17 protein-coding genes are annotated in these 19,448 nt (G+C 69.7%); 10 read left to right on the top strand and 7 right to left on the bottom strand.

The genetic code is table 11. The features are described 5' to 3' along the window. The first annotated feature begins 259 nt into the window (after nucleotides 1-259). Nucleotides 260-3,817, top strand: a complete 3,558-nt coding sequence (locus JOE64_RS00280) for an NPCBM/NEW2 domain-containing protein (RefSeq protein WP_271202466.1) — start codon at nucleotides 260-262, stop codon at nucleotides 3,815-3,817. Between the two features lie 119 nt (nucleotides 3,818-3,936). Then, nucleotides 3,937-4,713 carry a DeoR/GlpR family DNA-binding transcription regulator gene (locus JOE64_RS00275; protein WP_204962417.1) on the top strand — a complete coding sequence of 259 codons (777 nt, stop codon included), beginning with the start codon at nucleotides 3,937-3,939 and terminating at the stop codon, nucleotides 4,711-4,713. A gap of 31 nt (nucleotides 4,714-4,744) precedes the next feature. Here the strand turns inward: JOE64_RS00275 and JOE64_RS00270 are convergent, their stop codons facing one another. Both JOE64_RS00270 and JOE64_RS00265 read right to left on the bottom strand, forming a co-directional pair. Further along, nucleotides 4,745-5,437 (bottom strand): GntR family transcriptional regulator, encoded by a 693-nt coding sequence (locus tag JOE64_RS00270; RefSeq protein WP_204962416.1) that lies wholly within the window; start codon nucleotides 5,435-5,437, stop codon nucleotides 4,745-4,747. A 67-nt stretch (nucleotides 5,438-5,504) separates the two neighbouring features. Beyond that, on the bottom strand, nucleotides 5,505-6,146 hold the full coding sequence (locus tag JOE64_RS00265) for a GntR family transcriptional regulator (protein ID WP_204962415.1): 642 nt from the start codon (nucleotides 6,144-6,146) through the stop codon (nucleotides 5,505-5,507). 370 nt (nucleotides 6,147-6,516) lie between these two features. Here JOE64_RS00265 and JOE64_RS00260 point away from each other — a divergent pair, with 370 nt between their 5' ends. Continuing rightward, nucleotides 6,517-6,723: a cold-shock protein gene (locus JOE64_RS00260; RefSeq protein WP_005054759.1), complete on the top strand. Its 207-nt coding sequence runs from the start codon at nucleotides 6,517-6,519 to the stop codon at nucleotides 6,721-6,723. Between the two features lie 64 nt (nucleotides 6,724-6,787). Here JOE64_RS00260 and JOE64_RS00255 read toward each other — a convergent pair whose 3' ends face one another. The 3 genes from JOE64_RS00255 to JOE64_RS00245 all read right to left on the bottom strand — a co-directional run bounded on the left by JOE64_RS00255 (nucleotide 6,788) and on the right by JOE64_RS00245 (nucleotide 9,675). After that, nucleotides 6,788-7,462 carry an HAD hydrolase-like protein gene (locus tag JOE64_RS00255; RefSeq protein WP_204962414.1) on the bottom strand — a complete coding sequence of 225 codons (675 nt, stop codon included), beginning with the start codon at nucleotides 7,460-7,462 and terminating at the stop codon, nucleotides 6,788-6,790. Nucleotides 7,463-7,691: 229 nt separating this feature from the next. Beyond that, on the bottom strand, nucleotides 7,692-8,387 hold the full coding sequence (nucS, locus tag JOE64_RS00250) for an endonuclease NucS (protein WP_204962413.1): 696 nt from the start codon (nucleotides 8,385-8,387) through the stop codon (nucleotides 7,692-7,694). A gap of 76 nt (nucleotides 8,388-8,463) precedes the next feature. After that, nucleotides 8,464-9,675, bottom strand: a complete 1,212-nt coding sequence (locus JOE64_RS00245; RefSeq protein ID WP_204964878.1) for an MFS transporter — start codon at nucleotides 9,673-9,675, stop codon at nucleotides 8,464-8,466. A gap of 74 nt (nucleotides 9,676-9,749) precedes the next feature. Here JOE64_RS00245 and JOE64_RS00240 point away from each other — a divergent pair, with 74 nt between their 5' ends. The 7 genes from JOE64_RS00240 to mnhG are packed head-to-tail and all read left to right on the top strand — an operon-like array spanning nucleotide 9,750 to nucleotide 17,178. Next, nucleotides 9,750-10,802, top strand: coding sequence for a LacI family DNA-binding transcriptional regulator (locus JOE64_RS00240; protein ID WP_204962412.1), 1,053 nt, complete (start codon nucleotides 9,750-9,752; stop codon nucleotides 10,800-10,802). 48 nt (nucleotides 10,803-10,850) lie between these two features. Continuing rightward, complete coding sequence (locus JOE64_RS00235) at nucleotides 10,851-13,850, top strand: Na+/H+ antiporter subunit A (RefSeq protein WP_204962411.1); 3,000 nt, start codon at nucleotides 10,851-10,853, stop codon at nucleotides 13,848-13,850. Beyond that, nucleotides 13,847-14,416: a Na(+)/H(+) antiporter subunit C gene (locus JOE64_RS00230; RefSeq protein WP_204962410.1), complete on the top strand. Its 570-nt coding sequence runs from the start codon at nucleotides 13,847-13,849 to the stop codon at nucleotides 14,414-14,416. Before JOE64_RS00235 ends, JOE64_RS00230 begins: the two co-directional genes overlap by 4 nt. Further along, complete coding sequence (locus JOE64_RS00225; RefSeq protein WP_204962409.1) at nucleotides 14,413-15,978, top strand: Na+/H+ antiporter subunit D; 1,566 nt, start codon at nucleotides 14,413-14,415, stop codon at nucleotides 15,976-15,978. Before JOE64_RS00230 ends, JOE64_RS00225 begins: the two co-directional genes overlap by 4 nt. After that, a complete protein-coding gene (locus tag JOE64_RS00220) occupies nucleotides 15,975-16,559 on the top strand; it encodes a Na+/H+ antiporter subunit E (protein ID WP_204962408.1) in 585 nt (194 codons plus the stop codon). Before JOE64_RS00225 ends, JOE64_RS00220 begins: the two co-directional genes overlap by 4 nt. After that, nucleotides 16,556-16,825 carry an MrpF/PhaF family protein gene (locus JOE64_RS00215; protein WP_204962407.1) on the top strand — a complete coding sequence of 90 codons (270 nt, stop codon included), beginning with the start codon at nucleotides 16,556-16,558 and terminating at the stop codon, nucleotides 16,823-16,825. Before JOE64_RS00220 ends, JOE64_RS00215 begins: the two co-directional genes overlap by 4 nt. Further along, nucleotides 16,822-17,178, top strand: a complete 357-nt coding sequence (mnhG, locus tag JOE64_RS00210) for a monovalent cation/H(+) antiporter subunit G (RefSeq protein WP_204962406.1) — start codon at nucleotides 16,822-16,824, stop codon at nucleotides 17,176-17,178. Before JOE64_RS00215 ends, mnhG begins: the two co-directional genes overlap by 4 nt. 134 nt (nucleotides 17,179-17,312) lie before the next feature. On the opposite strand, the gene JOE64_RS00205 is transcribed toward mnhG, so the two are convergent. Both JOE64_RS00205 and JOE64_RS00200 read right to left on the bottom strand, forming a co-directional pair. Continuing rightward, nucleotides 17,313-18,758: a phytoene desaturase family protein gene (locus JOE64_RS00205; RefSeq protein WP_204962405.1), complete on the bottom strand. Its 1,446-nt coding sequence runs from the start codon at nucleotides 18,756-18,758 to the stop codon at nucleotides 17,313-17,315. Next, the gene (locus tag JOE64_RS00200) at nucleotides 18,755-19,423 is read right to left on the bottom strand and encodes an SRPBCC family protein (protein WP_204962404.1); all 669 of its coding nucleotides are present in this window, start codon (nucleotides 19,421-19,423) and stop codon (nucleotides 18,755-18,757) included. Before JOE64_RS00200 ends, JOE64_RS00205 begins: the two co-directional genes overlap by 4 nt. Between the last annotated feature and the right edge of the window lie 25 nt (nucleotides 19,424-19,448).

Raw genomic sequence — 19,448 nt, 5'->3', positions numbered from 1 at the left:
CCCACGGCGCCCTCTGAGCGGCGGCTCGATGGAGGGCTGATCGATTCGGACTGCACTCCAGCGCAGCGTGATCAGTATCGACCGTTCCTGAGGTCGGCGCCCAGGGGATCCATAAGCTGTGTCCACCCCGGGACGGACGATCAAAGGAGATTCAGTGCCCAGTCATGTCAGACGGAACGCCCGACGTGCCACACGACACACGAGGAAGACGGCGGCGGTCATCCTCACCAGCGTGCTGGCGGGAGGTCTCTTGTCCGCTGTGGCGACGGAGACCGCGAGCGCCGCAGCTCCGACCGGAGAGGTGTTCGTGTCGGACCTCCCCTGGACGAACGAGTCGAACGGCTATGGACCGATCGAGCGCGATCGTTCGAACGGAGAGGATGGTGCTACCGATGGCCGCTCCATAGTCGTAGGCGGGACGGCGTACGCGAAGGGGATCGGTTCACACGCTCCGTCGAGTCTGTCCGTCGATCTCTCGCGCAACTGCACGACGTTCAGTGCTCTCGTCGGCCTCGACGACGAAGTGGCGTCGGGCGAGGGAGAGGTGACGTTCCGTGTCTACGGAGATGGTGCGCTGCTGGCCGACTCCGGTTCGGTAAAAGGACTCGAGGCGGCAAAGCCGCTGACCGCGGACCTGGCCGGGGTTTCCGAGTTGCAGCTGGTCGTCGTCGAGGGCCCGAAGGGCAAGAACGGTGCCCACGCCGACTGGGCGATGGCGAAACTCTCGTGCGCGAGCACGCAGCCGGGTGTGCCCACCGAGGTCTCCCGGTGGGAGGTCCCCGGACCGTCGATCACGGCGGCGGACGCCGCCGTGCGGCTCGACAGCGAGGGGCGAGTCGCTCTGGAGGTCCGCGCGCACGATCGCGTCGTCGCCGCCTCGACCAACCTCGGGCTCCGCGGGAGCGATGGCGACTTCACGTCCGGTTTGACGTTCGTCGCGCGGTCGGACCGTACCGTCGCGGAAAGCTACAGCATGGTGACGGGAAAGGCGACTGAACGCTCCTACCGCCACGTCGAGAGCACCTTCACCTTCGCGAACGCGTCGGGAGGCACGATCGATCTCGTCGTTCGAGCCGGCGAGGACGGTGTCGCCTACCGCTACGGCATCGCTGGCGGCGGAGAGCATCGGGTCGACCGCGAGAGCGGTGCGTGGACGCTACCCGAGGACGGGCGCGCGTGGATGCAGAACTCGTACGCGCCGAACTATGAAGCCGAGTGGACGACGACCACGGCGGCATCCGCGCCCGGAGTCACCGCCTACCCCGCTCTCTTCGAGCAGGGTGATGCATTCGTGCTCCTGACCGAGTCGAACGTGCACGGCAACTATTCCGCGACGCATCTCACCCATTCGGCGGGCTCCCTCAGCTACGGAATCGAGCTGTTCGAGGACCGACCGGTCGCCTCCACGGGGGATCTGGTGACGCCGTGGCGAGTGGCCATCGTCGGATCGTTGGACACCGTGGTCGGTTCGACCCTCGTGGACGACCTCGCCACGCCGAGCCAGGTCGCCGACACCTCGTGGATCACGCCGGGGGTGTCGAGCTGGAGCTGGCTGACCGATTGGGGCTCGCCGCGCGATGAAGCGCGTCAGCGCGACTTCGTCGACCTGTCCGCACGCATGGGGTGGAAGTACGTGCTGCTGGACGAGGGCTGGGACGCCAGCTGGGTGCCCCGGACCGTTCGGTACGCGGCCAACAAGGGGGTCGACGTGATCGTGTGGTTCCACAGTCGCGACCTGCGCACGCAGCAACAGCGCGACGAGTGGCTGCCGAAGCTGGCGTCGTGGGGTGTCAAGGGGCTCAAGGTCGACTTCATGGACTCCGACAGCCAGGAGATCCACCAGTGGTACGACGCGGTGGCGGCTGACACGGCCCAGCACCACCTGATGATCAACTTCCACGGGGCATCCCTGCCCACCGGCCTGCAGAGGACCTGGCCGAACGTCATGAGCTATGAAGCGGTCCGCGGCGCGGAGAACGGCGTCGTGCCGTCCCGCAGCCTGACGGTGCCCTTCACGCGCAATGTCGTGGGGTCGATGGACTGGACCCCGATCACGTTCTCGCGCGGAACCGACAACTCGTCGAAGGCGCAGGAAGTCGCGATGGGGATCGTCTACGAATCCGGGTGGCAGCACGCGTCGGACAAGCCGGAGAGCTACGCGGCCGAGCCGAACGCGGAACGCTTCCTGCAGAACCTGCCTGCCCAGTGGACGCAGACGCGGCTGCTGTCGGGCGATCCCGCCTCGAGCATCGTGCTCGCGCGGCAGCACGACGAGCGCTGGTACGTCGGGGGGATGCGTGCGGGGACCGGTGAGGCGCTTCCGCTGCCGTTGTCAGGGCTCGGCTCGGGTGACGTGATCGTCGACCTGCTCACGGACGACGGCGCCGACGGCTCGGCCACGGTGCTCCGCACGGAGCGCCACACGACGAGCGAGACGCTGCAGATCCCCACCGCCCGAAACGGAGGGTTCGCGGCGGTGGTGTGCGCAGCCGTCGAGGGACGTGAGTCGTGTCTCCAGCCCGCGACACCCTGGGCCGCTGTGGATCTCAGCGTCGACCCCGTGCAGATGGACGTCGCCGCGGGAGGGTCGCTTCGTCTCGCGGCATCCTTCACGGTCGCCGCGGATGCCGCGGACGTATCGATGGCGCCGGTCCTGCCCTCCGGGTGGACGGTGGTCGGAGCGCCCGCCTCGGCTGCGACGCTCTCTGCGCAGACCCCGCTGGCGGGATCGTGGACGGTGAAGGTCCCCGCTGACGCTGCGAGCGAGGTTCGCGAGATCCCGGTCGTCGTCTCGTACACGGCGCAGGGCGAGCACAGGTCGGCATCGAACCAGTCGACGGTGTGGATCGCTCCGCCTCCTCTGGAGGGGAAGAAGTACATCTCCGACCTCCCGTGGATATCCGAATCGAACGGATACGGTCCGGTCGAGCGCGACATGTCCAATGGACAGGCGGCGCGGGGTGACGGGAGACCGCTGAGCATTGCCGGCACCACCTACGCCAAGGGCATCGGAATGCATGCGCCGGGTGAGGTGACGACGTGGCTGGGCGGGACATGCACGTCGTTCACGGCCACAGTCGGAATCGACGATGAGGTGCTGGACACTCCCGGTGAGATCGGCGTCGGATCGGTCGTGTTCGAGTTGATCGGCGACGGCGCCGTGCTGCGGAGCACCGAAGTCGTGACGAACGCGAGTGGAGCGGTCCCGTTCGAGGTGGATGTCACCGGTGTGAAGAAACTCACCCTGCGCGCCTCGGAGTCCACCAACGGCAAGGACTACGACCACGCGGACTGGGCTGAGGCCCAGGTCGAGTGCGACGACGCCGTGCCGGCGACGCCGGCGCTGACTCTGGGTGCGACGTCGGTCGTACGCGGAGCCGCGCTCACCGTTCGCGGTACCGGGTTCGAGCCGGGGAGCGAGATCGCGCTCGAGCTTCATTCCGAGCCTGTCGCCGTGGGATCGGCGACAGCGGACGAGAGCGGAGTGTTCGAGGCCCAGATCGTGATCCCCGCCGACACCGAGACCGGCGGCCATGAGGTCGTCGCTCGCACGGCAGGCGGTCTGGAGGTGCGCGCCGCCCTCACCGTGACGGGCGCGGAGCCGGACCCGGGAGCGGGAACGGGAACCGGGGGTGGAACGGGAACCGGGGGTGGAACGGGAACGGATGCGGGCTCCTCTGCGGGGACGGCATCGGCATCCGGGCGCCTCCCCGCGACCGGAGGCGAGTTGTTCGTCGGCGGTATCGTTGCGGCAATGCTGCTGGTCGCGGCGGGTGCGATGCTTCACTCCCGGCGGAGGAGGGCGACCGAGTCCTGATCCGCCGTCGCGGACGTCGGGGCCGGGGAGCATGCTCTGCTTCCCGGCCCCGTGGCGACGGGATGCGGTGGGGGCGATGGCGCCTGCACAGCGAACGAGCGCGACCGAAGGAGTCCGACATGCTCACAGAAGAGCGTCGACAGATCATCATGTCCATTCTGGTGGTGCATGGAACGGTGTCGCTCGTCGACCTTTCGCGCACCGTCCGTGCGTCGGAGGTCACCGTCCGTCGCGACCTGCGCGCCCTCGAGTCGAGCGGATTGATCGTGCGCCACCGCGGCGGAGCGTCGGTGACGCGGCTGGGGATGGATGAGCCGACGTTCCGGGACAAGTCGCAGGTGGCCAGCGACGAGAAGCAGGCGATCGCCGGTCTCGCCGCCACGCTCCTCGAGGATGGCGAGGTGGTGATGCTGCTCGCCGGGACCACGACTCAGGCGCTGGCTCAACGCCTCGTTCGGCGACGTCTCATGATCGTCACCAACTCCGTTCTGGTGGCCGACGCGCTCTGCGACGCGCGAGATGTCGAGGTCGTCCTGCTGGGCGGAGTGCTGCGCGGCTCGATTCGAGGGGTCGTCGGCGGCGACGCCGAGAGCCATGTCTCGCGGTTCCGCTTCGACAAGGTATTCATGTCCGGCAACGGGATCAGCGCCCGGAACGGGCTGAGCACGCCGAATGCGCACGTCGCTAGCATCGATCGCCGTACGACCGAGCGATCGCGTCGGGTCGTCGTCCTGGCAGATCACACGAAGGTCGGGATCGACTCGCCGATCCAGACGATTCCTCCAGACCGGATCGACGTGCTCGTCACAGACTCTTCGGCTCCGGCCGACGAGGTCGAGAGCTTCCGGGAGGCGGGCATCTCGGTGATGATCGCGGACGCGAGGCCTCATCCGTGACACACGGTCGACGGCGCGCCGCGTCCGCTCTCTACATGGAGTCGGGTTCGGTGGCCGCCGATCCGTCCCCGAGCCGGGCGCCGGCGGTCATTCCGTAGAGATCGCGCACCGTCTGTTCGGCTCCGTCGCCGTCGCGTGCGGCGATGCAGTCGCGCATCCGACGCCAGGTGCGCTCGCGCTGCTCGCGCGGGGCGAGAATGCCCGACCATCCGCCGAGGTTTCGTCGTGTGGCGACGGATGACTCCCGCACGAGCGCCAGGAACACGTTGTTCTCGGTTGCGAGAGTGACGGAGATCCCCAGCTCGACGGCTGCGGTGAAGACCGCGCGGCTGTCATCGGCCTGGACGCCGGCGATGGCGGCATCCGCCGCGGCGACGATGCGCGCGAGCGTGGCGTCATCGCAGCGCGAGAGTGCGAGGTGCAGCGCATTGCCCAGGAAGTACGCGGCCAGCTCGCCGGTGTCACGGCGCAGCTTGTCATCGGGAGCGGTGACTCGCGTGTAGCGCCCCACGGCGATCTCCACGAGACCGAAGCGCTCGAGTCTCTGCAGTGCTTCGCGCACCGGGGTGCGTGACACTCCGAGCTGCCGGGCGATCTCGACGTCGCGCAGGCGTTGTCCGGGGCGCAGGGTGCCGTCGACGATCGCCGCGCCGATGCGCGCATAGACCTCGTCGCTCAGGATCATGCCGCCGACGAGGTCGATGGGGTGCAATGCGTCGCTCATATCAGAGGAGATGCTACGTCCGCATCCGACTTTCGAATAGTTCTTGCGACGATGTCTGCCCTGACGATCACGGAACACCGTGCAGATCGCGCAGCGTTCTCTCGGCGCCCGCTCCGTCACGAGCAAGAATGCGATCGCGGAGGTCGTTCCACGCATCGACGCTGTGGGCGGAGGCCTCGTAGAAGGGTGGCCAGTCGCGAAGGTTGCGTTCGATCGCGAGAGCGCCCTCGCGCATGACCCCGCGGACCATGTGGTTGCCGGTGCCGATCGTGACGGCGACGAAGAGGGCGGTCGCGGCGTCGAAGACGCCCAGCTCGTCTCCGGCGCGGGCCGCGACGACAACGGCATCCGCGTGCGCGACGAGTGCCGCGAGCGCATCGTCCGTGCAGCGGGGGAGCGTCATGCAGAGTGCATTGCCCATGAAATAGATCGTGAACTCGGCGGTGTCTGCGCGCAGCGAATGATCCGGCACGGACACGCGCGTGTATCGGCCGACGGCGATCTCGACCAGGCCGGATCGCTCCAGTCTCTGCAGGGCTTCGCGAACCGGCGTGCGCGAGATCCCGAGCTGGCGGGCGATCTCGACGTCGCGCAGCAGGTGTCCCGGGGGCAGCGAGCCGTCGACGATGGCCGCGCCGACGCGCGCGTAGACCTCGTCGCTCAGAATCATGCCGGGCGTCAGGTCGATGGGGGACAGGATGACCGTCATCGCTCCGACATCCTATGTCGCGCCCCTACTCTCGCCCGCGGCCCCGTCGTCGGCCTGTCGCACTCTCGCCGGTGACTCACGGGGGATTCTTATCCACAGGTGCCTCCGCGAGCATCGGCCACTCAGTACAGTGATCGTCAGCCACGCACTGCGTGGCCTATCCGGGGGGATCCGTCGACGCCCGGGCGACGCGTCAAGCGCGTAACGCCCGGGCGTCGAATGGTTGGAGAGCATCGCCGTAATAAAGACGCTTGTGTTGCAACGTTTATGTCACCTTCACCAAAAGGATGACGCGCGAAGGCGGGCGCACGGCTAGGTTGGTGCCTGTCGGCGCAGTCGCGTCGTCATCGCACGTCTAGTAAGGCAGTTCATGAGCACCAGCGGTACCGTCAAGTGGTTCAACTCGGAGAAGGGCTTCGGGTTCATCGCTCCCGATGAGGGCGGCGCTGACGTCTTCGCCCACTACTCCGCCATCGAGTCGAGCGGATACCGTTCGCTCGAGGAGAACCAGCGCGTCGAGTTCGAGATCGCCCAGGGACCCAAGGGTCTGCAGGCGGAGAACATCCGACCCCTCTGATTCGAGTGAAGGGCCCGCGTTCGCGCGGGCCCTTTTCACTCGTGCCAGTGATCGATCGAGGTGATCAGTCCTCGATCAAGAGCAGTGAACGCAGCTGCGCGACGTCGTCGACGACGGCCGCCGCGCCTTCGGACTCGTGCGGCCAGCTGAAGCCCCATCGCACGAAGATCACGGGGACGCCGCGCTGTGCTCCGCCGTCGACGTCATGATGACGATCGCCGATGAGTACCGGACGACTCACGTCCACCCCGGCTGCAGCGAGACGACGCAGCGCCTCGGCGACGATGTCGGCCTTCGTGGCGAGCGTCCGCTCGTCGGGCGTCGAGCCGACGACGGCCTGCAGGTACGGCGACAGGTCGAAGTGCTCGACCAGTGCAGCGACCTGGATCTCGGGCTTCGAACTGGCGGTGGCCTGCGGGATCCCGGCAGCTGCGACGTCGGCGATGAGCTCCCCGATTCCCGGGTAGAGCTTCGCGCCCGTCGTGTAGCCGTCCGCCTTGCCGATCTTCCGGTAGTAAGCGACGGCCTCGGTCGACTCCTCGGGAGTCATCCCGACGTTCGTCTGGAACGACTCGAACATCGGCGGCCCGATCCAGTGCACCAGCTCGGCACGCGTGGGTGCGGGCTTGCCGAAGTGCTCGAGCGCGATCGTCAGGCGTCGCAGGATGCCGTCCGAGGCATCCACCACCGTGCCATCGACATCCCAGAGCACACAGGTCCACGGCGATCGAAGCGACATGGCATTCAGCCTATCGACGCCGCGCGTGAACCCGCCAAACCTCGCGTATGTACCGCGACACGCCGCAAAAGCGTACACAAGCGAGGTCTCGCGGGGACTCGGTGCGCGGATGAGGCGGGTGAGGCAGAGGCGGGTCAGATGGAGCGCGGGTGAGGCAGGGGCGGTCCCGGCGAGGCGCGGGGCGGAAGGGGTGCGGGTGAGGTGAGGCGCGGGGCGGAAGGGGTGCGGGTCAGAAGAGGCGCGGGGCTCCGGACTCGATGCCCTTCATGCCCTCGTAATCGAGGGTGACGCAGCGGATGCCGCGGTCGCCGGCGAGTGTCTTGGCCTGCGGCTTGATCTCTTGCGCGGCGAACACGCCGGCGACCGGTGCCAGGTGCGGGTCGCGATTCAGCAGGTCGAGATACCGCGTGAGCTGCTCGACGCCGTCGATGTCGCCGCGGCGCTTCACCTCGACGGCGATCGTGCCGCCGGAGGGGTTGCGCAGCAGCAGATCGACCGGCCCGATCGCCGTCGGGAACTCGCGACGCACGAGGGTCAGGCCGTCGCCGATCACCTCGACCTGCTCGGCGAGCAGTCGTTGCAGATCGGCCTCGACGCCGTCCTTCTGCAGCCCGGGATCGACGCCGAGCTCATGCGACGAGTCGTGCAGCACCTCGTAGATGCGCACGAGCAGGGCATCCCCGGTCTTCGCATGAGTGACGCGCCAGTGCTCGATCACGCCGGCCGACGCCGACTCGTCGTCGGGCGTCTCGACCTCGAGGCGGCAGGGCGGGCTCATCCAGTTGAGCGGCTTGTAGGAACCGCCGTCGGAGTGGACGAGCAGGGATCCGTCGCCCTTGTGCACCAGCAGGCGCGTCGCCAGGGGCAGATGAGCGTTCAGACGCCCGGTGTAATCGACCGAGCAGCGGGCAATGACCAGGCGCACCCGTCGAGTGTACGTGGCCGCACGACCGAACGACCGCGGAGAACTCCTCCTGCGAGACCCTCGCGCCGGGCCCGGGTCAGTGGTGCCCGGCGCCCACGGTCGATCCGGCGATGGGCTTGGCCGCACCCGACGCGAAACCGCTCATGGCGATCAGACCGACGATGATCCACAGCGTCGGCAGGATGCCGATCTGGTGGCTGATCCACCCCAGCACCGGCGGGCCGCACAGGAAGGCGACGTAGCCGATGGTCGCCGCCGCCGAGACGGATGCCGCGGCCTTGGCCGGGTCGTCGGCGGCGGCCGACATGCCGAGGGGGAAGCCGAGCGAGGCCCCCGCACCCCAGAGGGCCACGCCGACGAAGGCGAGCGGAATATTCGGGGCGAGGATGAACACGATGAGGCCGACGCCGGCGGCGATCGACAGGGCGCGGAGCGTCCAGACGCGGCCGATCCGATCGACCAGCGGGCCGCCGATCGCCCGGAAGACGGTCATCGACACCGAGAACACCGTCAAGAAGATGGCGCCCGTGGCCTCGGTCTCCTGGTGCCCGTCGACGACGGCGATCGTGAGCCAGTCGTTGGCGCTGCCCTCGGCGAACGCCATGCCGAGCACGATGGCGCCGATGGCGTACGTGCGCGGGTCGCGCCACACCGCGAGGGCGGTGGCGAGGCGCTCGCCGCGGGTGGTCGCCGTGGCGGATTCCTCCGCAGCGGATTCGTGCGCCGGAATGGCGCGCAGGGCGAGTGCCGTGATCGCCAGCCAGACGGCGGCCACCCCACCGAGGTGCCACGAGACCCCGACGCCCCAGGCGGCCATCACGACGCCGACGCCGGCGCCGGCGACCGTGCCGAGGCTGAAGAACGCGTGGAACAGGGGCATGATCGTGCGGCCGAACGCCTGCTCGACCGACGCCGCTTCGACGTTCATCATGACGTCGGTCGCTCCGAAGCACAGCCCGAGCAGGGCGAGTCCGGCGGCCGCGAGGGCATAGGAGTTCAGCGCATCCACGCCGAGGGCGGCGAGCAGGAGACCTGCGGCGACGCCGACGATCGTCACCGACAGTCCGCGCTTCGCGCCCCACCGCACGACGACGACGTTCGCGAGCATGACGCCCGTCAGCGAGCCCGCACCCATGGAGAACAGCAGGGCACCGACCTCGAAGTCGTCGAGGCCGAGATTGACCTTCACCGCCGGCAGCCGCGACGCCCATGAGGCGAAGGTCACGCCGCAGAAGAAGAACAGCGTGAAGATCGCCGTTCGCCACGCGACGAGTTGGCGGTGGGTCATGATCGTCCAGGTCACGGGTCCACCCTACCGAATCGATTCGATCTCCCGCTGGCGCGGCGGGTAGAGTGGTGTCGGTGACGAACCGACGCGCCACCATCGCAGACGTCGCCCGCGAGGCGGCCGTCTCACCCTCGACCGCGTCGGTGGTCTTCAGTGGCAAGACGCCCGTGTCGGATGCCACACGGCGCCGCGTGCTCGCCGCCGCGTCCGCGCTCGGCTACGTCGGACCCGACCCCCGCGCGGCCTCCCTGAGACTCGGGCGCAGCGGCATCGTCGGCGTCGTCGTCGGTGCGAGCCTGAACCACCTCTTCCTCGATCCGGTGCAGCGCCTCATGATGGACGGACTCGCCGAAGCGGTCGCGCCGTTCGGCGCCGGTCTGCTGCTGCTGCGCACCCACACCGACGTCGAGAACGCGCCTACCCTGCTCACCGCGCCCGTCGATGCCGCCGTGCTCATCGGCTGCGATGCACCGCTGCGCGAATCCCTCGACGCGGCCCGCAGCCGCGGCCTCCCGCTCGTGGTCATCGAGGGGGATGCCGGCTCGGACGTCCCACAGATCCTTCTCGACAATCGTGACGCCCAGCGCACCGCGGCGCAGCACCTGCGCGATCTCGGTCACACCGATGTCGCGATCGTCACGCTGCGCACCCGCGCCGAGATCACGTCCGGCTGGCTCCCCTCCGACGCGGAGATCACGATCGACGTGACGCGCGAGAGGCTCGAGGGGGCCCGCGACGTGTTCGCGGATGCCCCCGCGCTGGCGACCGCGGGCAGCTCCATCGACGAGGGGCTGGCGGCGGGTCGCGTGCTGTTCGCCGACCCTGCGAACCGGCCCACCGCGGTCATCGCGCAGAGCGATCTGCTGGCGGCGGGTGTGATCCGTGCGGCCGAGGAGGCCGGGCTGACGGTCCCGCTCGACGTGAGCGTCACGGGCTTCGACGGCATCCCCGTCGACGGGCTCTCCCCCTACGAACTGACGACGCTCGTGCAGCCGCCGACCGACAAAGGACGCGCCGCCGGAGAGGCGGTCGCCGCGATGCTCGAGGGGCGCGTCCCGGCATCCGTTCTGCTCACCTGCGCATTCCGACCCGGCCGAACGACCGGACCCGTCCCCGCTCGCCGGTAGACTGTAACCCCGACCCCCACGACCCGCCGCGACCGTCAGGAGGCCAGATTGCTCGCACTCCTGGCTGCGTTCGCGGTCGTGCCGCTGACGTTGCCCTGGCTCGTGAGCAGGATCGGCCCCCGCGCGTTCTTCGTCGGAGCGCTCGTGCCCATCGTCGCCTTCGTCCACGCGGCGATGGCGACCCCGCGCGTCCTCGCCGGTGACGCGCCGACCGAATCCGTGGTCTGGATCCCGCAGCTCGGGCTCGACCTGTCGATGCGGATGGACACGCTCGGCTGGCTGCTGACTCTGATCGTCACGGGTGTCGGTGCGCTCGTGATGATCTATTGCCGGTGGTACTTCGCGGGCAAGAAGGCCGGTGTCGGCCTGTTCAGCGCGACGCTGCTCGCCTTCGCCGGCGCGATGTACGGTCTCGTGCTCACCGACGACCTCATCATCCTCGTGATGCTGTGGGAGATCACGAGCATCCTGTCGTACCTGCTGATCGGCTTCTACCACGCCCGCGGTGCGAGCCGCAGGGCCGCGCTCCAGGCACTGCTGGTCACGACGCTCGGCGGGCTCGCGATGTTCGTCGGCGCGGTGATCCTCGTCGTGCAGGCCGGCACCACCAGCATCGCCGCGATCCTCGCGGCCTACACCGCAGCGGGGTCGGCGCTCGCCGGGAATGCACTGATCAACACCGCGATCGTGCTGCTGCTGGTCGGCGCCCTCAGCAAGTCCGCGATCTTCCCGTTCCACTTCTGGCTTCCCGGAGCCATGGCCGCCCCCACCCCCGTGAGCGCGTATCTGCACGCGGCGGCGATGGTGAAGGCCGGCATCTACCTCATCGCGCGGCTCGCCCCCGCCTTCGCGCACAGCGAGCCGTGGCGACCGATCGTGATCGGGCTCGGCCTGTTCACGATGCTGCTCGGCGGACTGCAGGCGCTGCGCGAATCCGACCTCAAGCGCATCCTCGCCTTCGGCACGGTCAGCCAGCTCGGCATGCTCACCGTCGTGCTCGGCTATGGCGAGCGCAACTCCGCGCTCGCGGGGCTCGCGCTGCTGCTCGGGCACGCGCTGTTCAAGTCGGCCCTCTTCCTCGTCGTCGGCGTCATCGACCGCCAGCTGTCGACGCGTGACATCGGCGAGCTCTCGGGCGTCGGCCGGCAGGCACCCACGCTCGCGATCGCGTCGATGGTCGCGATCGGCTCGATGGTGGGCCTCGCGCCGACGGTCGGGTTCGTCGCCAAGGAGGCCGTGCTCAGCTCGTTGCTCGAGGGTGGTTCGCGCCCCGACGCGGTGATCCCGCTCGTCGGCATCGTGCTCGGCTCGATCCTCACCACCGCGTACGGACTGCGCTTCATCTGGGGCGCGTTCTGGACGAAGCGCGACGCGTCGGGCGAGAAGATGGCGCCCACCCCGTGGCCCGACCCGCCGCTCGGATTCCTCGCCGCCCCGATCATTCTCGCGGCGCTGACCCTCACCGCGGGTTTCGCCGCCCCCCTGCTGGATGTCGCATTCTCGGGCTACGCCGACACCATGCCCATGGATACCGGAAACCCCGATCACCCGTACCACCTGGCGCTCTGGCACGGCCTCGAGCCGGCGCTGCTCCTGTCCCTCGGCAGCATCGCGCTCGGTGCCGCCCTGTTCTGGTTCGCGCAGCGCACGCGCAGCATCCCGCGGCGCCTGCTGCCCTTCACCGCGGCCGACGTCTACAACGCGACCCTGCGCGGCATCGCCCGGGTCGCCGTCTGGACGACGACCCTCACGCAGCGCGGATCGCTGCCGGTGTACGTCGGCACGATCTTCGTCGTGTTCGTCGCGGCCGAGGGAACGGCCCTGCTCGCGAGCCCCGATCGGCGCATCTCGTTCGAGCCGTGGCAGACGCCGATGCAGCTGCTCGCCGCCCCCATCATGATCATCGCGGGCATCGTCGCGGTGCGCGCGCGCAAGCGGTACACGGGCGTCGTGCTGGTGTCGGTGACCGGCCTCGGCATGGTGGCCCTCTTCGCCACGAGCGGCGCGCCCGACCTCGCGCTCACGCAGATCCTCGTCGAGACGGTGACCCTCGTTACCTTCGCGCTCGTGCTGCGGCGCATCCCGGCCCGCATGGGCGAGCACAATGCCTCGGTGTGGCCGGTGGCGCGCACGGTGCTCGCCGTCGCGGTCGGCGCGACGATGGCGATGGTCGCGCTCGTGGCGACCGGTGCCCGCGTCGCCGAGCCGATCTCGACAGCGTTCCCCGACCTCGCCTACGACCTCGGCCACGGCAAGAACGTCGTCAACGTCGCCCTGGTCGACCTTCGCGGGTGGGACACCATGGGCGAGCTCTCGGTGCTCATCCTGGCGGCCACCGGCGTGGCATCCCTCGTCTTCGTCACGCACCGGTCCGATCTCATCTCGCGGGCGATCTCGGCCCTGCCGACCGGCGCCACCCGCACGCGCCGCCCGCTCGTCGAGACCTCCGATGGGCTGCAGTCGCGTGCGAGCGCGCCCGGCAGCACGCGGCAGGCGTGGCTCGTCGGCGGCCAGCGGATGCGGCCCGAGAATCGGTCGATCATGCTCGAGGTGATCGTGCGGGTGCTCTTCCACACGATCATCGTCGTGTCGATCTACCTGCTGTTCGCCGGTCACAACCTGCCCGGAGGCGGCTTCGCGGGCGGACTGGTCGCCGGAATGGCCCTCGTCATGCGCTACATCGCCGGCGGCCGTTATGAACTGGGTGCCGCAGCGCCGACGGATGCCGGTCGCCTGCTCGGTGCCGGGATGACGCTGGCCGTGGCATGCGCGGTCGTCCCGCTGCTGTTCGGCGCCGCGCCGCTCACAAGCTGGTTCTGGGAGGCGGAACTCCCCGTCATCGGCCACGTCGAGTTCGTCACGTCGACTCTCTTCGACATCGGCGTCTACCTCGTCGTGATCGGTCTGGTGCTCGACGTGCTGCGCTCGCTCGGCGGCGAGGTCGACCGGCAGACGCAGGCCCTGCGCCAGGCCCAGCCGCCGACTGCCGGGCAGGCGCCCGAGGCGGCGCAGGGCGCGCACGGCATGCCGGGGGTGAGCGCATCGTGACGGTCTCGCTCGTGCTCGTCATCATCATGGGCGTGCTCTTCGCCGCAGGCGTGTACGCCATGCTCGAGCGCAGCCTCACGCGCGTGCTCATCGGCTTCCTGCTGCTGGGCAACGCCGCGAACCTGTTCCTGCTCGTCGTGATGGGTCGCCCCGGCGCGGCGCCGTTCTTCGGCGCGGCCGACCCCGAGGACATGAGCGACCCGCTCCCGCAGGCGCTGACCCTCACCGCCATCGTCATCACCTTCGCGGTGTCGGCGTTCCTGCTGGCGCTCATCTACCGCTCCTGGCAGCTCGGCCAAGCCGACACGGTGGAGGACGACGAGGAGGACGTGGCCCTGCGCGAGCGGCCCTCGGTCGACGAGGACGAGATGGACGACGAGACGGCCATCGAAGACGAGGACGACGACGCCACGACCGACTTCATCGGCACCGAGACCGCGCCCATCACGGTGCTGCACCACCGCGACATCGACGGCATCCTCGACGACGCCCCCCTCGACCGGAGCTCGGGCGCCTCGGGATCATCGGGCACCGCGGCATCCGACCACGGAGGTGACCGCCGATGAGCGCCCTCGTGCCCCTCCTCGTCGCGCTGCCGCTGCTCGGTGCCGGCGTCGCCCTCGTCTTCGGTCGTCAGCGTCGCGTGCAGGTCGGCGTCTCGATCGTCACCCTCACCCTCGTCCTCGCGATCGCCGCCGTGCTCTTGTATACGGTCGACTCGTCGGATCAGGCGATCGCCGTCTCGGTGGGCGGCTGGCCGATCCCGTTCGGCATCGTGCTGTACGTCGACCGGCTGGCGGCGCTGCTCGTCGTGATCTCCAGCATCGTCCTGCTGGCGGTTCTCCTCTTCTCGGTCGGGCAGGGTGCGGCCGACGGCGACGACGACACCCCCGTCACGATCTTCCATCCGTCGTACCTGATCCTCGCGGCGGGCATCTTCAACGCCTTCATCGCGGGCGACCTGTTCAACCTGTATGTCGGATTCGAGATCCTGCTGGTGGCCTCGTACGTGCTCATCACGCTGGGTTCCACCGAGTCGCGCATCCGCACGGGCGTCGTCTACATCGTCGTCTCGCTCGTCTCGTCGATCCTGTTCCTCACCGCGATCGCCGCGATCTACGGCGCCCTCGGCACGGTGAATATCGCCCAGCTGTCGGAGCGGATGACCGAGCTGCCGCAGTCCACACAGCTCGTGCTGCACCTCATGCTGCTGCTCGCCTTCAGCATCAAGGCGGCCGTCTTCCCGCTGTCGTTCTGGCTGCCCGACTCGTACCCCACGGCCCCGGCCCCGGTCACGGCGGTGTTCGCGGGCCTGCTGACCAAGGTCGGCGTCTACGCGATGATCCGCACCGAGACGCAGATCTTCCGCGACAACGATGTCAACACCCTGCTGCTGATCGTGGCGCTGGCCACCATGATCGTCGGCGTGCTCGGCGCGCTCGCCCAAGCCGAGCTCAAGCGCATCCTGTCGTTCACGCTCGTCAGCCACGTGGGCTATCTCGTCTTCGGGCTCGCGATCGCGACCCCCCTCGCCCTCGGCGCGACGATCTACTACATGGTCCACCACATCATCGTGCAGACCACCCTGTTCCTCGCGATCGGACTCATCGAGCGTCGCGCGGGCTCCACCTCGATCCTCAAGGTGAAGGGGCTCATGCGCGCGGCCCCCGTGATCGCGGTGCTGTACTTCATCCCGGCGATCAACCTCGGTGGCATCCCGCCCTTCTCGGGCTTCATCGGTAAGTTCGCGCTGTTCGACGCCGCCGCACAGGTGGGCACGCCGCTCATGTACGTGCTGATCGTCGGCGGCGTGATCACGTCGCTCCTGACGCTGTACACCCTCATGCGCGCGTGGAACCTCTCCTTCTGGCGCGAGGACGACGACCACGCGGAGGAGCCCGCCGTCGTCGAGCGCATCTCGTACCTCGGCGATGCGCCGGCCGCCGACGAACAGGGCGACCGGCGGGTCATCCCGCGCATCATGACCGCGACGACCGCCGGGATGGTCGCCGTCACGATCGCTCTGACGGTCTTCGCCGGGCCCCTGTACCGCCTGTGCGCGAGCATCGGCGATGCGCTGCTGACGCCGGTCACCCTCGTGCAACTGGACGAGGAGGTCGGACGATGAGCCCCGCGTCGCGCTCGCTCGCCTCGGCGATCTGGCGTCAGCTCCCCTTCTTCGTGTGGCTGATCGCGCTGTGGATGCTGCTGTGGGGACAGTTCACGGTGCTCGCGGCCGTGACGGGTCTGATCGTCGCGATCTTCGTCACGCGGATCTTCCGGCTGCCGCCGGTCGAGCTATCGGGTCGGGTGAACCTCTGGTACGGGTTCGTGTTCGTCGTGACCTTCGTGTTCGCACTCGTGCGCGGGTCGCTCATCGTGGCATGGCAGACGCTCGACCTGCGGCGCTATCCCGGAACCGCGATCGTCGCGGTTCCGCTGCGCACCGACGACGACCTGATCCTCGCGCACGTGGGTGTGACCGCGTCGCTGATCCCCGGGTCGCTCATCATCGACATCGACCGCGACCGGCGCATCCTGTACCTGCATGTGCTGGGGGTCTCGTCCGACGCCGATGTCGAGAAGCAGCGGCGCTCGGTGCAGGGCTGGGAGGCCCGTATCGTGCGCGCCGTGGGTTCGCGCGCGCAGCTCGAAGCCATCCGCGGCGAGGGCTCCCGGTCGCCCCGCGAGGGAGGGGACCTCAGATGAATCCGCTCGTCGTCGTCATCTGCATCGTGTTCGGTGTCGCCACCCTGCTGACCCTCTGGCGCATCATCTTCGGGCCGTCGATCCTCGATCGCGCGGTCGCGTCCGACGTGTTGCTCACGCTCGTCATGTGCTCACTCGGCGCCGACATGGTGATCAACCACCACACGCGCTCGCTGCCGGCGCTGCTCATCATCGCCGCCGTCGGCGTGTTCGGATCCATCGCCATCGCGCGCTTCGTGGCGAGAAGGGACAACTCCGACCGATGAACGAGCTGTTCGACACCATCGCCCTGATCCTCGTCCTGATCGGCGGGCTGCTGTGCGTGACGGCCGCGATCGGCCTGCTGCGCTTCCACGATGTGCCCACCCGCCTGCACGCCGCGACCAAGCCGCAGGTGCTCGGGCTGATCCTCATCTGCATCGCGATCGCGCTGTCGCTGCGGTCGTGGCCCGTGGTCGCGTTCTTCGTGCCGGTGGTGCTGATCCAACTGGCATCCGCCCCCCTGTCGGCGCACATGGTGGGGCGACAGGCCTATCGCAACGGCACGATCGATGAGCGCTCGCTGTATGTCGACGAGCTCGCCGAGGCACGCGGCACCCCACCTGCCGCCGGCGGCTGACCCGCGGGCTGACCGCCGCAGGGTCGGGGGGTTGGTTCGCGTCCGCCCTCACCCAGAACGCACGACAGCACCGGTGCAGCCGCCCGAGCGGTGCTGTCGTGCGTTCTCGGGCTGGCGCGCGGCGCCGGGCGGCGTCAGGGGGCGAGCGAGGGGGTGCGGGCGATGCCGAACTCGTGACGCAGCACGCTGCGGGCGGCGAACCAGCCCGACTGGCCGTGCACTCCCGGGCCGGGCACGGTCGAGGCGCCGGTGAGGTAGACGCCGGGCATTGGGGTCCGCCACGGGTCGAGGCTCAGCACGGGCCGCGCGAGCAGCTGCCGCAGGGTCGCGGCCCCGGCGGCGATGTCGCCCCCGATGTAGTTCGGGTTGTACTCGGCCAGGTCGGCCGCGGTCCGCGCCTGCGACGCGACGATCACCTCCCGGAATCCCGGTGCGTGCTGCTCGATCGCCCGGATCACGGCCTCGGTCTGGTCGATCGTCGACCCCGTCGGCACGTGCGTGTACGTCCACAGGGCGTGGCCGCCCGCGGGCGCACGGTTCGGATCGAACGTCGAGGGCTGCGAGACGAGCACATAGGGGGATGCCGCGTGCCGCCCCGACAAGACGTCGCGCTCGCCGGCCGCGATCTGCTCGCGTGTGCCGCCGAGATGCACCGTGCCGGCTTGGGCCACCCGTGCGTCGGCCCACGGCACCGGGCCGGAGAGGGCGAAGTGCACGGTCGCGGCCCCGCTGCCGTACCGGAACCGCTCGAGCCGGCGGCGGTAGCGCCCCAGCATCCGTCCGCCCGCCAGCCGGATGAGGGCGCGCGGTGTCACGTCGAGCACGACGGCGTGCGCCGTCAGCTCGTCGAGGCTTGCGACCTCGTGATCGGTGACGATCTCGCCGCCATGGGCGCGCAGGTCAGCGGCGAGGGCGTTCGAGATCGCCTGCGAGCCTCCGAGCGGGATCGGCCACCCGCCCGCGTGCGCGTGCGTCTGCAGCGCGAGGCCCGCGGCGGCGGCGACCGGGCTCGGCTGCGGCACGATCGCGTGGGCGGCGACGCCGGTGATCATCGCGGGGGCCACGCGCCCTGAGAAGCCCGCGTTCCAGAGCGGGCTGCCCTGGGCGAGCGTGCGCAGCCCGAACCGCGCCTCGACGACGGGGTGCGGCGGCACACGCAGCAGGGACGACCCCGTGAACCGGGCGATCTCGCGGGCGTGCGCGGCGAGCGGCTGCAGCAGGCGACGGTAGGCGGGGCCGTCCGTGCCGAGCGCGTCGACCGTGCGCTCGAGGTCGCGGTACGCGATGCCCGGGCCGCCGTCGGCGTCGGGCAAGGGGTGGGCGAACGAGACCTCCGGGGTGACGAACTCGACCCGTGAGGCGAGTCCGAAGGCGCGGAAGAAGGGGGATGCCACGGCGAGCGGATGCACCGCCGAGCACGAGTCCTGCCAGTACCCCGGCGCGACGCTCTCGCGCGTGCTCGCGCCTCCGCCGAACCCCGGCATCCGCTCGTACACGCGTACCGACAGCCCGGCGCGGGCGAGCGTCACGGCGGCGGCGAGGCCGTTCGGCCCCGATCCGACGATCTCGACGTCGGTCATCGGTCCGCCGGCGCCGGGGAGGGAGCAGCGGCGCCGGGATCCGTGCCCGAGCCATCCGTGCCCGGGGCATCCGTCCCCTCGGCATCGCTCCCGGGGGCATCCGTGCCCGCGGCGGCGGCCGCGGCATCCGTCGCCTCGCCGACCTCGGCGGCGGCCTGCGCATCCGGCGTCCCCGCACCGGCGTCCGGCGCGGTGGCGCGGGCCGACGACTCACCCGCCTCGCGCTCGCGGCGACGCCCCTCGGCGAGGAAGGCGAGGCGGCGCAGCGTCTCTTCGTTGCGGAGGTGCAGCAGCGGTGCCCAGACCAGGCGGGGCAGAAGCGCCCCGAGACCCGCGACGGGCTCTTCCCCCATCCGCACGACACAGCCCTGGCCTCGGGGCTTGACCTCGATGACGACGACACCGCGCCCGAGCGGCCCGGCCTTCGCGCGCAGCTTCACGCGCTGCGGCGGCGACCACTCGACGAGTTGGGTGTCGTCGTCGAAGAGCACCGGCCACACTCCGAGCGAGTGGTGCAGTCGTGCGCCTTCGGCCGGCCACTCCGGGTCGACCGCACGCATGCGCGAGGCGCCCACCACCCACGCGGGGTAGAGCCATCCGTCGCCGAGCACGGCGAACACGTCGTCAGGGGTGCAGTCGAACAGTCTCACACTGGCGGTCGCCATCGGGGCCTCCTCGGCAGGGGTCCCT

The organism is Microbacterium dextranolyticum, assembly GCF_016907295.1.
GTDB lineage: Bacteria > Actinomycetota > Actinomycetes > Actinomycetales > Microbacteriaceae > Microbacterium > Microbacterium dextranolyticum.
The sequence above is the reverse complement of the archived record's forward strand: the minus strand, read 5'-3'. Positions and strand labels throughout refer to the sequence as shown.